Below are 15290 nucleotides of genomic sequence, written 5' to 3' on the forward strand. Positions count from 1 at the left end.
TCAGTCCGATTTAATATTGAACATAAAACAACACGCATCCTAAGAAGCGTGTTGTTTGTATTTATTCTTTTGAGTCAATTCGACTCCAACCTTTTTTAGTTAAAGTGATTTTACCTGTTTCTATATTAATAATCTTCTGTTTATATAAGTGGCCGATTGCACGTTTGAATGAACCTTTACTCATATTAAATACTTCTTTAATTGCTTCAGGGCTTGATTTGTCCCAGAAAGGTAATTCACCATCATATTCAACTAGTAAATCAAAGATGACTTGGCCGTCATCGTCTAAACGTTCATGCGCAAGTGGTAAAAATGAACCGTTTAGCTCACCTTTATCGTTATGTCCAATAATTCTAACTTGAACAGATTCACCTAATCGCGGTTCCGCTTTACGTTCTGATTCATGTACAAAAATTTTGTAACCTGATTCGCTTAATAAGAAGCTTCCAATTCGTAATACGCGGTATGGTTTGGCTTCAATAACTTCATTTTTTAAATTATCATCGTGTACAGGTGTAAACATGTTTTCTACTACAGATTCACTTGCTAAACGCCCATACATATGATTTTCACGATCAATTCGTAATGTAACTAGCAAATGATCTCCTGGTTGTGGCCATAGTGATTTCACTTTTGGTAAGTCTTCCCATGGTACTAAAACTTCACGAGGTAATCCGACATCTATGCGTGCTCCATCGCGATCCGTTTTAAGTACTTTAGCAAAATCATATTTATCTTTCGTAATATCAGGCATATTTTGAGTTGCAAATAATTCACCTGAACGGTTTGGATAAATGAAGAAACTATATTCTTCACCTACTTCTAATTCATCATCATCGTTCATTTCTGATTGGTTTAATTTAACGTTTTCACCATTTGGTCCTTTTAAAAGGTAAGTTGAGCCTTGTAACCCTACTACTTCAAGGAATTCTATAGAACCTACTATATCTTTGTCTAATGCCATGTTATTCTCCTTCGATTCTTGTATTCTTAATTATTATAACATGTGTGAGTCAATCTATCATTACAACTTATATGAGGTCGAAACTGTGACGATTATATGATATAATTCTTCCGTTAGAATATCGAATGAAAAAAGGAGAAAATGCATGTTACAAGTAACTGATGTCAGTTTGCGTTTTGGAGATCGTAAACTATTTGAAGATGTAAATATTAAATTTACAGAAGGTAATTGTTATGGATTAATTGGTGCGAATGGTGCAGGTAAATCAACATTCTTAAAAATATTATCTGGAGAATTAGATTCTCAAACAGGTCACGTTTCATTAGGTAAAAATGAACGTCTAGCTGTTTTAAAACAGGACCACTATGCTTATGAAGATGAACGCGTGCTAGATGTTGTAATCAAAGGTCATGAACGTCTTTATGAAGTTATGAAAGAAAAAGATGAAATTTATATGAAACCAGATTTCAGTGATGAAGACGGAATTCGTGCTGCTGAACTTGAAGGCGAATTTGCAGAAATGAATGGTTGGAATGCTGAAGCTGATGCAGCTAACCTTTTATCTGGTTTAGGTATTGACCCAACTTTACATGACAAAAAAATGGCTGAATTAGAAAACAATCAAAAAATCAAAGTATTATTAGCGCAAAGTTTATTCGGTGAACCAGACGTTCTTTTACTAGATGAGCCTACAAACGGACTTGATATACCGGCAATCAGTTGGTTAGAAGATTTCTTAATAAACTTCGATAATACTGTTATCGTAGTATCACATGACCGTCATTTCTTAAATAACGTATGTACTCATATCGCTGATTTAGACTTTGGTAAAATTAAAGTTTATGTTGGCAACTATGATTTTTGGTATCAATCTAGCCAGTTAGCACAAAAGATGGCTCAAGAACAAAACAAGAAAAAAGAAGAAAAAATGAAAGAGTTACAAGACTTTATTGCACGTTTCTCAGCTAATGCTTCTAAATCAAAACAAGCAACAAGTCGTAAAAAACAACTTGAAAAAATTGAATTAGATGATATTCAACCATCATCAAGAAGATATCCTTTCGTTAAATTTACACCTGAGCGTGAAATCGGTAATGATTTATTAATCGTTCAAAACCTTTCTAAAACAATCGACGGTGAAAAAGTATTAGATAATGTTTCATTTACAATGAATCCAAATGATAAAGCAATTTTAATTGGAGATAGTGAAATTGCGAAAACAACTTTGCTTAAAATATTAGCAGGTGAAATGGAACCAGATGAAGGTTCTTATAAATGGGGTGTCACTACATCATTAAGTTACTTCCCTAAAGATAACTCAGAATTCTTTGAAGGTGTAAATATGAACCTTGTAGATTGGTTGAGACAATATGCGCCTGAAGATGAACAAACTGAAACATTTTTACGTGGTTTCTTAGGTCGTATGTTATTTAGTGGTGAAGAAGTTAAGAAAAAAGCCAGTGTTCTTTCAGGTGGAGAAAAAGTTCGTTGTATGCTAAGTAAAATGATGTTATCAAGTGCAAACGTTCTTTTACTTGATGAACCGACAAACCATTTAGACTTAGAAAGTATTACTGCTGTCAATGATGGTCTTAAATCGTTTAAAGGTTCTATTATCTTTACTTCATATGACTTTGAATTTATCAATACTATCGCAAACCGTGTTATCGATTTAAATAAACAAGGTGGCGTTTCAAAAGAAATTCCTTATGAAGAATACTTGCAGGAAATTGGCGTTCTTAAATAAGCTGAGACTTAAAATCTCAATAACATATAATAATTAAAAGAGTTCGGCGAACATCTCAATGCAGATTTAGTGTTAAGGTGTTCGCCTTTTATTCATGCCACTTTATTTTCTGTCCCCTACTCAACATTCCATTAATGATTATCTGCTACTAAAAATTGTGTCCTGAATAATCCGCAGTGGTTTATACATAATTAAAATATTTTTAACAACGCTATACAGGAGAGGCACACACGAATCATATTAAATAAATCACTTTTTCACTTTGAATTTTCTGCTAATTCCAAAAAATCTAAATTATCGGTTTACATTCATAATTGTCATATGTATAATGAACACATACCAATTTAATAATATTTTGATGAGGCGCATCAATCATGAGTAAAGTTTAGATAACTGTCTGCTAACAGCTAAACTTGAAAGGGTGCGATGCCGAAGCGATTATAATAGCAGTTATAATTTGTTGGACTTTTTGGTTAAGAGCTGAGAGTTTGTCATTATTTAAAAATAATGGAGTGCATCACTTGTATATAGATTAAGAGCAAGTTCGCATTCCGAACTTGCTCTTTTTATATTATTGTGAGCCTTTCTTTTTAATTAGGAGGATTATATGGTGACAAGAAGTGTGTTAAAATTTGGCGGATCATCCGTCAGTGATTTTACAAAAATAAAAAATATAGCCGAAATGTTAAAATCACGAGTAAGTCAAGACGAACAACTCATCGTCGTTGTAAGTGCTATGGGTAATACAACCGATCAATTGATGACGAATGTATCGACATTAACGAAAGCACCAAAACAGCAGGAGCTTGCGCTACTATTAACAACTGGCGAGCAACAAACAGTCTCTTATTTATCGATGGTATTAAATGATATCGGTGTCAGAGCAAAAGCTATGACTGGCTATCAGGCGGGTATTAAAACAATTGGTCATCATTTAAAAAGCAAAATTGCTCAAATTAATCCTCAAACATTTGAACATGCCTTTCAAGATAATGATATTTTAGTCATTGCAGGATTTCAAGGTATCAATGAGCATCAAGAATTAACGACCTTAGGTAGAGGTGGTTCTGATACGACAGCAGTGGCACTTGCAGTCAGCAATCAAATTCCATGCGAAATCTATACAGATGTTGATGGCGTATACGCAACTGACCCTAGATTATTGCCAAAAGCAAAACGACTCGACGTTGTATCATATGAAGAAATGATGGAAATGAGTGCTCTAGGTGCAGGTGTTCTTGAAACTAGAAGTGTTGAATTAGCTAAAAATTATAATATCCCCATTTATTTAGGGAAAACATTATCAAATACGAAAGGAACATGGATTATGTCAAATGAAGAAATATTAGAGAAAAAAGCAGTGACAGGTGTGGCATTAGACAAACATATGATGCATGTCACGATTAGCTATCCCCTGCCCGACAATAAATTGCTCACACAATTATTTACAGAACTTGAAGAGGGATCAGTAAATGTAGATATGATTTCACAAATCGTAAATTTAGAAGGATTACAATTATCTTTTACAATTAAAGATAGTGATTACCAACAAATTTCAATGATTCTAGAAACTTTGCAAAAGCAATTTGAAGCATTAGCTTATAAAATCAATGAGCACTATGTCAAAATTTCATTAATCGGTTCTGGAATGAGAGATATGTCAGGTGTTGCATCACAAGCATTTTTAACATTGATTGAAAATAACATACCATTTTACCAAACAACAACCTCAGAAATTAGTATTTCATATGTTATCGATAATTTTAATGGTCAATTAGCAGTAGAAAAACTATATGACGCATTTAATATTTAATGGTAGAATTATTATTAAAAATATTCTAAAAATTGGAAATTATTACAAAATGGAGTGACTAGATATGACAAAATTAGCAGTAGTTGGTGCGACAGGATTAGTAGGTACTAAAATGTTAGAAACTTTAAATCGTAAAAATATTCCTTTCGATGAATTAGTGTTATTTTCATCAGCACGTTCTGCAGGGCAAGATATTGAATTTCAAGGAAAAACATATACAGTTCAAGAGTTGACTGATGATCGTGCAAGTGAACATTTCGATTATGTTTTAATGAGTGCTGGTGGCGGAACAAGTGAACATTTCGCCCCACTATTCGAAAAAGCTGGAGCAATCGTTATTGACAATTCGAGTCAATGGCGTATGGCAAAGGATATAGATTTAATTGTACCAGAGGTCAATGAACCAACATTTACAAGAGGCATTATTGCAAATCCAAACTGTTCAACAATACAATCTGTTGTTCCATTAAAAATATTACAAGATGCATATGGTTTAAAACGCGTTGCATATACAACGTATCAAGCAGTTTCAGGTTTAGGAATGAAAGGTAAAAAAGATTTAGCTGAGGGCGTAAATGGTAAAGCTCCTGAAGCATATCCACATCCAATTTATAATAACGTATTACCTCATATTGATGTTTTCTTAGAAAATGGGTATACAAAAGAAGAACAAAAAATGATTGATGAAACTAGAAAAATCTTAAATGCGCCAGATTTAAAAGTAACTGCAACATGTGCACGTGTCCCGGTTCAAGATAGCCATAGTGTTGAAATTGATGTAACACTTGATAAAGAAACAACAGCAGAAGATATTAAAGCATTATTTGATCAAGATGCACGTGTTGTATTAGTAGACAACCCAGAAAATAACGAATATCCAATGGCTATTAATTCTACAAATAAAGATGAGGTATTTGTTGGACGTATTCGTCGAGATGATTCATTGGATAATACCTTCCATGTATGGTGTACATCAGATAATTTATTAAAAGGTGCTGCATTAAATGCCGTACAAGTATTGGAACAAGTCATGCGTTTAAAAGGAGCGAATTAAAATGACACATTTATTTGAGGGTGTTGGCGTTGCACTTACAACCCCTTTCACAAATAACAAAGTTAACCTTGAAGCTTTAAAAGCACACGTTAATTTTTTACTAGAAAATAATACGCAAGCAATTATTGTTAATGGTACGACAGCAGAGAGTCCGACACTGACGACTGAGGAAAAAGAATTAACCTTAAAGACAGTCATTGATCTTGTGGATAAACGAATCCCTGTCATAGCTGGAACTGGTACGAATGATACTGAAAAATCAATACATGCATCACTACAAGCAAAAGCATTAGGTGCTGATGCAATCATGTTAATTACACCCTACTACAATAAAACGAATCAACGTGGATTAATTAAACATTTTGAAACCATTGCAAATTCAGTTGAGTTGCCAGTCATTTTATATAATGTGCCATCAAGAACAAATATGACAATCGATCCAGAAACGGTAGAAACATTAAGTCATCATCCTTATATTGTAGCTTTAAAAGATGCTACTAATGATTTTGACTATTTAGAAGAAGTGCAAAAACGAATTAATACAAATACATTTGCACTATATAGTGGTAACGATGACAATGTTGTCGAATATTATCGACGTGGCGGTAAAGGGGTAATTTCTGTCATTGCAAATGTAATTCCTAAAGAATTTCAAGCGTTATACGATGCTCAACAAAGTGGTAAAGATATTCAAAATCAATTTAAACCTGTCAGTACATTACTATCAGCCCTATCAGTTGATATTAATCCAATTCCAATTAAAGCTTTAACAAGCTATTTAGGATTTGGTGAATATGAATTACGCTTACCTTTAATTACACTAGATGAAGCAGATACTAAAGTACTTCGAGACGCATACGACACATATAAAGCGGGTGAAAATGAATGAAGTTATTACTAATTGGCTATGGTGCAATGAATCAACGCGTTGCAAGATTAGCCGAAGAAAGAGGACATAAAATCGTTGGTGTTATTGAACATACGCCAAAAGAAACAACACCATATAAACAATATCAACATATTGCAGATGTCAAAGATGCTGATGTTGCAATTGATTTTTCAAATCCCAATCTATTATTTCCTTTATTAGATGAAGCTTTTCAGTTACCCTTAGTGATTGCAACTACTGGTGAAAAAGATAAACTACTAAATAAGTTAGACGCGTTAAGTAAAGACATGCCTGTATTTTTTAGTGCAAATATGAGTTATGGTGTTCATGCACTAACTAAAATTTTAGCAACTGCTGTTCCCCTACTTGACGATTTTGATATCGAATTGACGGAGGCTCATCATAATAAAAAAGTAGATGCTCCAAGTGGTACACTGGAAAAATTGTATGACGTAATTGCGTCTTTAAAAGAAAATGCAACACCTGTATATGATAGACATGAACTAATTGAAAAACGAAAACCACAAGATATTGGTATTCACTCGATTCGTGGTGGCACGATTGTAGGCGAACATGAAGTGTTATTTGCAGGCACTGATGAAACAATTCAAATCACACATCGTGCACAGTCAAAAGATATTTTTGCAAATGGTGCTATTCAAGCAGCAGAACGTTTAATCAATAAACCAAACGGCTTTTATACGTTTGATAATCTATAAACATATTAAAGGAGAATTAATTATTTATGGTACAACATTTAACAGCTGAAGAAATTATTCAATATATAAGTGACGCGAAAAAATCTACACCATTAAAAGTATATGTAAACGGTGATTTTAACAGCATCACATTTCCAAAAAGTTTTAAAGTGTTCGGTTCAGAACAATCTAAAGTTATCTTTTGTGAAGCAGATGATTGGAAACCTTTTTACGAAACATATGGAAGCAAATTTGAAGATGTAGAAATTGAAATGGATCGTCGTAACTCTGCTATTCCATTAAAAGATTTAACAAATACAAATGCTCGTATTGAACCAGGAGCATTTATCAGAGAGCAAGCTATTATAGAAGATGGTGCCGTTGTTATGATGGGTGCAACAATTAATATTGGTGCTGTCGTTGGTGAAGGTACAATGATTGATATGAATGCTACATTAGGTGGTCGTGCAACGACTGGTAAAAATGTGCATGTTGGTGCTGGCGCAGTATTGGCAGGTGTAATTGAGCCCCCTAGTGCTTCACCAGTCATTATTGAAGATGACGTATTAATTGGTGCAAATGCAGTTATTTTAGAAGGCGTACGTGTTGGTAAAGGTGCTATCGTTGCAGCAGGTGCTATTGTTACGCAAGATGTACCAGCTGGTGCAGTTGTCGCTGGTACGCCTGCTAAGGTGATTAAACAAGCTTCTGATGTACAAGATACTAAAAAAGAAATTGTAGCAGCATTAAGAAAATTAAATGACTAATTACGTCAACGTATAATAATTCTAAGGTTGAGATACGGTTATGTCTCAACCTTATTGTTTATATTTTCATATATTAAAAAGTAAAGTTTTCAAAATGAGTTACACTATAATTAAAGTAATTTAACATAAAGGATTGATAATTATGAATGAATTAGAATTTGTTACGAAGCATCGTCGTCATTTGCATCAACATCCTGAACTTAGCTTACATGAATTTGAAACCACAGCTTACATCAAAGCATTTTTAGATAGTTTAAATATTCAATATGACTGCCCATTAGAAACTGGAGTCATTGCATACTTAGAAGGTAATGGCTCTCATACTATAGCATATAGAGCTGATATTGATGCGCTACCTATTTTAGAAGAAAATGATGTACCTTATCGTAGTCAAAATGATCATGTAATGCATGCATGTGGTCATGATGGACATACAACTGCATTAATGCTATTTGTACAACGTTGTAAAGAGATGCAAGATGCCGGACAATTACCGCAGAATGTCGTTTTCATTTTCCAACCTGCAGAAGAAACAGGTGGCGGTGCAAATCGGTTAATTCAAGCAAATGCTTTTGAAAAATATCCAATTGAAGCGGTATTTGGTATACACGTTAACCCATTTGCTGATGAAGGGATTGCAGTTATTAGAGACGAAGAAATTACAGCTAGCGCAACAGAATATCGCTTTTTCTTAAAAGGATTATCAAGTCATGTAGCTGATAAAGAACAAGGTCATTCATGTGGCGAAGCGTTACAACATGTCTTAACTCAAATATCACAAATTCAACAATTTCATCTCAATGGTTTGAAACGAAATATCGTTCATATTGGTCACTTTGAAGCTGGTGAAGCGATTAATACAGTGCCAAGTAATGGTTATTTAGAAGGTACTATTCGTACATATGATATTGATGATTTAACTATTGTTAAAAATCAAATGCTCAAAATAGCCGAAAGTGTAAAACTATTGTTCAATGTTAATTGTGAAGTTAAATTTGCAGAGGGATACCCTCCTACTATCAATAGTCCAAAGTTACGTGCTCAAGTAGAACAAGCATTGATTCAAGCAAAGTTAGATGTATATGACAAACCGACACCATTTTTATTCGGTGAAGATTTTAGCTTCTACGGACAAAAGCTTGCACCGGCTTATTTTGTATTTGTTGGTACACGTAACGAAGATAAAGACTTTGTTACAGGTTTACACACATCACATTTAAATTTCGATGAAAAAGTGTTGATTGATGTAGCTAATTTTTATGAAAATTTATTAATAAATTACAAAGAGGTGTAGTACATTGACAGCAACATGGTCTGTAAATACGAACACATTTTTACAAAATGCAATAACAGTTAAAAACAATCAACCAATAATGGCAGTTGTAAAAAACAATGCATACCACTATGACCTAGAATTTGCTGTATCCCAATTTATCCATGCAGGCATTGATACATTTAGTACTACGTCATTACGTGAAGCGATTAGAGTTAGACAACTTGCACCCCATGCAACGATATTCTTAATGAATGCAGTTTATGATTTCAATTTAGTCCGTGAGCATGATATCCATATGACTTTGCCTTCTTTGACATTTTATTATGAACATAAAGAAGACTTGGCTGATATTCATGTTCACTTAGAATTTGAAAATTTATTACATCGTTCAGGATTGAAAAATTTAAAAGAAATTAAAGAAGTTTTGGAAGATCATCAACAAAATCAAAATGCAAAAATGATAATAAGTGGTTTGTGGACTCATTTTGGATACGCTGATGAGTTTGATGTGCCAGATTATCGCATTGAACGTGAACAATGGATGGAAATTGTTCAAACGCTTCTATCTGAAGGCTATCAATTTGACCTAATACATGCACAAAATAGCGCAAGTTTTTATCGTGAAGAACAAGAATTACTCCCCCACCATACACACGCACGTATAGGTATTGCACTATATGGTTCTAGACCATACAGCTCATTACATCAGAAAGACATAGTTCAATCTTTAACAGTAAAAGCTAATGTGATTCAAATACGTGAAGTTCAAGCTGGTGATTATTGTGGTTACAGCTTTGCATTTGAAGCAACGAAAGATTATACAAAGCTAGCTGTTGTTGATATTGGTTATGGTGATGGGATTTTAAGAACACGATCAAAACATGAAGCGTTAATTAATGGCAAGCGTTACCCGATTCGTGCATTAATGATGAGTCACATGTTTGTTGAAGTAGATGATAATGTACATGCACAAGATGAAGTTATTCTTTATAATAATGATATACGCATTGATGAATACACTTTTAAAGGTGTAGGTGCAAATTCTGAACAATTAAGTGCAATGAATCACGATTCTTTAAAAAAGGAGTACATTTCAAATGACTGTTAAATATAATCAAAACGGTGAATTAACAATGGATGGAATTAGTTTAAAAACGATTGCCCAAAGCTTCGGTACCCCTACCATTGTTTATGATGAATTACAAATTAGAGAACAAATGCGTCGTTACCATCGTGCATTTAAAGATAGTGGCTTAAAATATAATATTTCATATGCTTCTAAGGCATTTACTTGTCTTCAAATGGTCAAACTTGTATCTGAAGAAGATTTACAATTAGATGTTGTATCTGAAGGTGAATTATACACAGCATTAGAAGCTGGTTTCGAACCAAGTCGCATTCATTTTCACGGTAACAATAAGACGAAACATGAAATTAGATACGCTTTAGAAAATAAGATAGGATATTTTGTGATTGATTCATTAGAAGAAATTGATTTAATCGACCGATATGCTAATGATACTGTTCAAGTTGTAGTACGTGTGAATCCAGGTGTTGAAGCACATACACATGAATTTATCCAAACTGGTCAAGAAGATAGTAAATTTGGATTATCAATTCAATATGGCTTGGCTAAAACTGCTATTGAAAAAGTACAACAATCCAAACATTTAAAATTGAAAGGTGTTCACTGTCATATTGGGTCACAAATTGAAGGAACAGAAGCGTTTATCGAAACTGCTAGAATTGTTCTTCGTTGGTTAAAAGATCAAGGCATTCAAGTTGAATTATTGAACCTTGGCGGAGGATTTGGCATTAAATATGTTGAAGGTGACGTAAGCTTCCCTATCGAAGAAGGCATTAAAGCCATTACAGATGCGATAAAATCTGAAGTAAAAGTTCTAGATATGGAAACACCTGAAATTGGTATTGAACCTGGCCGTTCTATAGTCGGTGAAGCTGGTGTTACTTTATATGAAGTAGGTACAATAAAAGAAATTCCTGGTATTAATAAGTATATTTCAATAGACGGCGGTATGAGTGATCATATCAGAACAGCACTTTATGATGCTAAGTATCAAGCATTACTTATCAACAGAAATGAAGAAGCAGACGATACTGTAACGATTGCTGGAAAATTATGTGAGTCTGGTGATATCATCATTAAAGATGCTAAATTACCGTCATCAGTTAAACGTGGTGACTATCTTGCTATATTGTCAACAGGTGCATATCATTATTCTATGGCTTCAAATTATAATCAAATGCAAAAACCATCTGTATTTTTCTTGAAGGATGGCAAGGCACGCGAAGTCGTCAAACGTCAATCGTTAAGACAATTGATTATTAATGATACGAAATAAAAATAAACAAAGTAATCCCCTAGCCACAAAAAACTGTGTCTTAGGGGATTTTATTAGTTTATATTTAGATAATCATGTAATTTTAGGTGTCCAGCAATAACATGTATTTAAACCAATTTTAAAACCGTATTATCTTCGAGGTTAAGGTTAAGCTTTGCCTCTAACTTGCTTCTTTAAATAGTACAAAACGATAAAAATAAGCATCAAATATAATGTAAAGAAAACTATTTCATCAAAGCCAAAATCTTTACTTGTAATTAATATATCAATGTCCTCTAAATCCATCATTTCAGTTTTAATGTAACTATTAAATCTTGGTAAATCCATCAAATGAACATTGTAAATATAATAATAAAAGTCGATAAATAAAATGTTAAAGAATATGTATGTCTTATCTAGATTAGTTTTAAAAAATAAAATACCTGATATTGTCATTGGGATCACCAGTATAAGCATCATTGCTACTAAAATATTAATATTTAATCCTATTGCCGATAATATGCCAAATATCAATAAATTAGCAACTAAACTAAGAATAAGATATTTCATAAATTCACCTCATCGTTGTACACCATAATTACATTATATAAACATTTTTTTCTATTGCAAACAACGTTAAGTACGTAAAAAAAGAGTGCTCAATTTGATATTGGCACTCAAAGCGTGAAATATTAGTAATAAGCATATAAAAACACCTTACATCTTGGTAAGGTGTTAGTTAAAATCAATGATTATAATCTAAGAATTATAGTTTAACAACGTTTGCAGCTTGAGGACCGCGGTCGCCTTCAACTACTTCAAACTCAACAGCTTGACCTTCTTCTAAAGATTTGTAACCATCTTGGTTAATTGCTGAAAAATGTACGAATACGTCATTTTCTCCTTCAACTTCGATAAAGCCGAATCCTTTTTCAGCGTTAAACCATTTAACTGTACCTTGTTTCATAATCTGAAACCTCCAAGACTAAAATTCATTCAATATGCTTATTCGCATATTACAAAAAATACATGCAAATTTCACTCAAATATTCTTTGCAATATGGAATAATCATCTGCTTAACTTGTATTATAGTGCAGTTATTACCAAATTGCAATACAATAATAAAAAATATTCATTTAATCAATTATTGGTAGTTTATAATATACTTCATTATTTTGTAAAACAATGAAACTATAAAATATTTGTAAATCTTCTTCACAATCTTCGCAATAGTTCATATCACAATTATTATAAAATGCATAGATATTATATTTTCCTGTGACATAATTATCAAATTTAACTTTGCAATGATTAATTAATTGTTGATAGTGTTTAAGCATATCATCAAAAGTCTGATATTCATACTTTTCAACAATGTTATCTGGCCAGTCACTGAATAACCACCATCCCTCATAATCGGCTCTAATTTTGGTAACTGTCCACATTATTAAAGACCCCTTCCATACTTCAAGAACTATATACTTATTTTTAAACCTTTCGCCTCTGAAAATCAAGTTTGACGACTCGAAACAATCATGATGAGTCTATAGTAATTATTAGTTTTTTTAAGTAAAACTACGTATAATAACAATATGAGGTGGTAAATATGAGACATGTACTTTTGCAAGTATTCGGGCGCGTACAAGGCGTCGGATTTAGATATTTTACTCAGCGTATTGCAATGAAATATAACATAGTCGGAACGGTTCAAAATGTAGATGATTATGTAGAGATATATGCACAAGGGGATGAAAAAGATATAGATAGATTTTTACAAAGTGTAATTGATGGTGCATCACCAGCATCTGATGTGACAAGCCATCACTTAGAAGAATTAGAACTTAACCAAACATTATCAGATTTTAGAACAATATAAAATGCTAAATAAAGGAAGATGACAGTGAGATATAATATTTCGCATATTTTTGGGGTGTTAGGGGGAATTCCTGTAGCGTTTTTAGTAAGCATTTTGGGGATGATTGCGCTCGATGTGTCATTTTTAATAGATATGTCACTTGGTGCTGTTGGCTTTGTATTAACATACTTACCGATACAAAAATTCACTTCACGTAAATATTTAAACGAAATTGGTTTGACTAGAAAAGATTATCGTTATATTCGAAATCAGTTAAACCACACACACCAGAAGCTTAGAGGAATTTTAAAAACTTATGTAAATATAAGATCAATTAAAGATTTTAGACAAATTAATGATATATACCAAATTTCACGTTCTATTTATACAACGGTAAGACAAAGACCTGCATCATTTTATAAAGTTGAAGGCTTTTTTTATTCTCATATTGATAACGCGCTTAATTTAGTTGACGCGTATACTCGGCTTGCTAAAATGCCTAAAAAATCAATCAATGAACAACAAAAATTAGAACAGACACGAATTACTTTGGATGAAGTTAAACGAACACTGATTGCCGATTTAAAACGTCTAAATGAAGATGATTATGAACGTTTAGATATTGAAATGCAATTAAACAAGTTACATCAAAAACAGCATCAAGATTGATGTAAAATAGCAATTATTGGAGAGATGATAGATGACTGAAAAGAAAAGTTTCCAAGAAAGCCATCCACTCGATGATTTTATAAATGAAAAGCAAATAACAAATTCGACTATTCAGAAACAACAACTAACAATAGAGCAACAAAAACATATAGATTCAATTAGTAGACAAATAAATCCCCAAGACAATGAAGGTTTATTAACATTTGGGTCTGATTTACAAAAGCAAATGTCTCAGTTTTCACATCAAATGTTGGATGAAGTACAAAGTAAAGACGTAGGTCCGATTGGGGATACTTTATCAGACCTCATGTCAAAATTAAAATCAGTGAATCCAAATGAGTTAAATACGGAGAAAAATTCTCTGTTAAAAAAAATCTTTAGCAGAGCCAAATCTTCTATCAATGAAATTTTTTCAAGAATGCAATCTGTCAGTGCTCAAGTGGATCGTATAACAATTCAACTTCAGAAACATCAAAGTCATTTAACAAGAGATGTTGAGTTATTGGACACATTATATGATAAAAACAAGCAATATTTTGATGACCTATCCTTGCATATTATTGCAGCACAACAGAAAAAATTACAATTGGAAACTGAAACACTTCCTCAATTACAACAGCAAGCACAACAGTCTACAAACCAAATGGAAATACAAGATGTTGCAGATATGCAGCAATTTATAGACAGACTAGATAAACGAATATACGATTTACAACTTTCAAGACAGATTGCGTTGCAGACTGCGCCACAAATTAGAATGATTCAAAATGTTAACCAAGCTCTTGCCGAAAAAATTCAAAGCTCTATTTTAACAAGTATTCCTTTATGGAAAAACCAAATGGCCATTGCATTAACACTTATGAGACAACGAAATGCAGTTGCAGCACAACGAGCTGTTACAGATACAACAAACGATTTATTAACGGCCAATGCTGAAATGCTTAAACAAAATGCCATAGAAACAGCAACGGAAAATGAGCGTGGTATTGTTGACCTTGATACGTTAAAACGTACGCAGAACAATATTATTGAAACAATTGAAGAAACTCTAATAATTCAACAAAAAGGTCGAGAAGAACGACAATTAGCTGAAAAAGAATTACAACAATTAGAAGAAGATTTAAAGTCACATGTAGTGAATATTAAAGGACCGAATCATAAATCATAGATTATGCATAATTAACAAAAAAGGAAGCACTTTCAATTGAATGATTG

At 32.9% G+C, this 15290-nt stretch carries 16 protein-coding genes and 1 riboswitch; of the genes, 12 read left to right on the forward strand and 4 right to left on the reverse strand.

Annotated elements, in window-relative coordinates:
- Positions 1–61 precede the first annotated feature (61 nt).
- Complete coding sequence (gene cvfB / locus SAMSHR1132_RS06460; protein ID WP_001162352.1) at positions 62–964, reverse strand: RNA-binding virulence regulatory protein CvfB; 903 nt, start codon at positions 962–964, stop codon at positions 62–64.
- 145 nt (positions 965–1109) lie between these two features.
- On the opposite strand from cvfB, the gene SAMSHR1132_RS06465 reads away from it, so the two are divergent.
- The 9 genes from SAMSHR1132_RS06465 (at position 1110) to lysA (ending at position 11571) form a co-directional block, all read left to right on the forward strand.
- Positions 1110–2711, forward strand: a complete 1602-nt coding sequence (locus SAMSHR1132_RS06465; protein WP_000942304.1) for an ABC-F family ATP-binding cassette domain-containing protein — start codon at positions 1110–1112, stop codon at positions 2709–2711.
- 350 nt (positions 2712–3061) lie between these two features.
- A riboswitch (Lysine riboswitch) is annotated at positions 3062–3237 on the forward strand.
- Positions 3238–3318: 81 nt separating this feature from the next.
- Positions 3319–4524, forward strand: a complete 1206-nt coding sequence (locus SAMSHR1132_RS06470) for an aspartate kinase (protein ID WP_000258706.1) — start codon at positions 3319–3321, stop codon at positions 4522–4524.
- Between the two features lie 64 nt (positions 4525–4588).
- Entirely contained in the window at positions 4589–5578 is a 990-nt protein-coding gene (locus SAMSHR1132_RS06475; RefSeq protein WP_000163521.1) for an aspartate-semialdehyde dehydrogenase, read from the forward strand.
- Between the two features lies 1 nt (position 5579).
- Positions 5580–6467, forward strand: a complete 888-nt coding sequence (dapA, locus tag SAMSHR1132_RS06480) for a 4-hydroxy-tetrahydrodipicolinate synthase (protein ID WP_000149283.1) — start codon at positions 5580–5582, stop codon at positions 6465–6467.
- Positions 6464–7186 carry a 4-hydroxy-tetrahydrodipicolinate reductase gene (gene dapB / locus SAMSHR1132_RS06485; RefSeq protein WP_000771463.1) on the forward strand — a complete coding sequence of 241 codons (723 nt, stop codon included), beginning with the start codon at positions 6464–6466 and terminating at the stop codon, positions 7184–7186. The genes dapA and dapB overlap by 4 nt, the downstream gene beginning before the upstream one ends.
- Before the next feature lie 26 nt (positions 7187–7212).
- The gene (dapD, locus tag SAMSHR1132_RS06490) at positions 7213–7932 is read left to right on the forward strand and encodes a 2,3,4,5-tetrahydropyridine-2,6-dicarboxylate N-acetyltransferase (RefSeq protein WP_000249848.1); all 720 of its coding nucleotides are present in this window, start codon (positions 7213–7215) and stop codon (positions 7930–7932) included.
- 142 nt (positions 7933–8074) lie between these two features.
- Positions 8075–9226 carry an amidohydrolase gene (locus SAMSHR1132_RS06495; RefSeq protein WP_001003806.1) on the forward strand — a complete coding sequence of 384 codons (1152 nt, stop codon included), beginning with the start codon at positions 8075–8077 and terminating at the stop codon, positions 9224–9226.
- 4 nt (positions 9227–9230) lie between these two features.
- A complete protein-coding gene (locus tag SAMSHR1132_RS06500; protein WP_000127609.1) occupies positions 9231–10316 on the forward strand; it encodes an alanine racemase in 1086 nt (361 codons plus the stop codon).
- On the forward strand, positions 10306–11571 hold the full coding sequence (gene lysA, locus SAMSHR1132_RS06505; protein WP_000216958.1) for a diaminopimelate decarboxylase: 1266 nt from the start codon (positions 10306–10308) through the stop codon (positions 11569–11571). The genes SAMSHR1132_RS06500 and lysA overlap by 11 nt, the downstream gene beginning before the upstream one ends.
- A 147-nt stretch (positions 11572–11718) precedes the next feature.
- On the opposite strand, the gene msaC is transcribed toward lysA, so the two are convergent.
- The 3 genes from msaC to msaA form a co-directional block, all read right to left on the reverse strand.
- Entirely contained in the window at positions 11719–12120 is a 402-nt protein-coding gene (gene msaC, locus SAMSHR1132_RS06510; RefSeq protein ID WP_000876198.1) for a sarA expression modulator MsaC, read from the reverse strand.
- A gap of 196 nt (positions 12121–12316) precedes the next feature.
- Complete coding sequence (gene cspA, locus SAMSHR1132_RS06515) at positions 12317–12517, reverse strand: cold shock protein CspA (protein WP_000809131.1); 201 nt, start codon at positions 12515–12517, stop codon at positions 12317–12319.
- 170 nt (positions 12518–12687) lie between these two features.
- Positions 12688–12996: a regulatory protein MsaA gene (msaA, locus tag SAMSHR1132_RS06525; RefSeq protein ID WP_000269919.1), complete on the reverse strand. Its 309-nt coding sequence runs from the start codon at positions 12994–12996 to the stop codon at positions 12688–12690.
- 161 nt (positions 12997–13157) lie between these two features.
- On the opposite strand from msaA, the gene SAMSHR1132_RS06530 reads away from it, so the two are divergent.
- From SAMSHR1132_RS06530 to SAMSHR1132_RS06540, 3 genes are read left to right on the forward strand one after another with little or no spacing between them, the layout of a single operon-like run.
- Positions 13158–13427: an acylphosphatase gene (locus tag SAMSHR1132_RS06530; protein WP_001216645.1), complete on the forward strand. Its 270-nt coding sequence runs from the start codon at positions 13158–13160 to the stop codon at positions 13425–13427.
- A gap of 18 nt (positions 13428–13445) precedes the next feature.
- Positions 13446–14075, forward strand: coding sequence for a 5-bromo-4-chloroindolyl phosphate hydrolysis family protein (locus SAMSHR1132_RS06535; protein WP_096001311.1), 630 nt, complete (start codon positions 13446–13448; stop codon positions 14073–14075).
- Between the two features lie 31 nt (positions 14076–14106).
- The gene (locus SAMSHR1132_RS06540; protein ID WP_000136749.1) at positions 14107–15243 is read left to right on the forward strand and encodes a toxic anion resistance protein; all 1137 of its coding nucleotides are present in this window, start codon (positions 14107–14109) and stop codon (positions 15241–15243) included.
- Positions 15244–15290: the final 47 nt, after the last annotated feature.

It is taken from the genome of Staphylococcus argenteus, from assembly GCF_000236925.1.
Classification (GTDB): Bacteria; Bacillota; Bacilli; order Staphylococcales; family Staphylococcaceae; genus Staphylococcus; species Staphylococcus argenteus.

What these genes read in the sequence shown, in the direction of transcription:
- cvfB (WP_001162352.1), bottom strand. Translation starts at nt 964, where the DNA reads ATGGCATTAGACAAAGATATAGTAGGTTCTATAGAATTCCTTGAAGTA.
- SAMSHR1132_RS06465 (WP_000942304.1), top strand. Translation starts at nt 1,110, where the DNA reads ATGTTACAAGTAACTGATGTCAGTTTGCGTTTTGGAGATCGTAAACTA.
- SAMSHR1132_RS06470 (WP_000258706.1), top strand. Translation starts at nt 3,319, where the DNA reads ATGGTGACAAGAAGTGTGTTAAAATTTGGCGGATCATCCGTCAGTGAT.
- SAMSHR1132_RS06475 (WP_000163521.1), top strand. Translation starts at nt 4,589, where the DNA reads ATGACAAAATTAGCAGTAGTTGGTGCGACAGGATTAGTAGGTACTAAA.
- dapA (WP_000149283.1), top strand. Translation starts at nt 5,580, where the DNA reads ATGACACATTTATTTGAGGGTGTTGGCGTTGCACTTACAACCCCTTTC.
- dapB (WP_000771463.1), top strand. Translation starts at nt 6,464, where the DNA reads ATGAAGTTATTACTAATTGGCTATGGTGCAATGAATCAACGCGTTGCA.
- dapD (WP_000249848.1), top strand. Translation starts at nt 7,213, where the DNA reads ATGGTACAACATTTAACAGCTGAAGAAATTATTCAATATATAAGTGAC.
- SAMSHR1132_RS06495 (WP_001003806.1), top strand. Translation starts at nt 8,075, where the DNA reads ATGAATGAATTAGAATTTGTTACGAAGCATCGTCGTCATTTGCATCAA.
- lysA (WP_000216958.1), top strand. Translation starts at nt 10,306, where the DNA reads ATGACTGTTAAATATAATCAAAACGGTGAATTAACAATGGATGGAATT.
- msaC (WP_000876198.1), bottom strand. Translation starts at nt 12,120, where the DNA reads ATGAAATATCTTATTCTTAGTTTAGTTGCTAATTTATTGATATTTGGC.
- cspA (WP_000809131.1), bottom strand. Translation starts at nt 12,517, where the DNA reads ATGAAACAAGGTACAGTTAAATGGTTTAACGCTGAAAAAGGATTCGGC.
- msaA (WP_000269919.1), bottom strand. Translation starts at nt 12,996, where the DNA reads ATGTGGACAGTTACCAAAATTAGAGCCGATTATGAGGGATGGTGGTTA.
- SAMSHR1132_RS06530 (WP_001216645.1), top strand. Translation starts at nt 13,158, where the DNA reads ATGAGACATGTACTTTTGCAAGTATTCGGGCGCGTACAAGGCGTCGGA.
- SAMSHR1132_RS06535 (WP_096001311.1), top strand. Translation starts at nt 13,446, where the DNA reads ATGACAGTGAGATATAATATTTCGCATATTTTTGGGGTGTTAGGGGGA.
- SAMSHR1132_RS06540 (WP_000136749.1), top strand. Translation starts at nt 14,107, where the DNA reads ATGACTGAAAAGAAAAGTTTCCAAGAAAGCCATCCACTCGATGATTTT.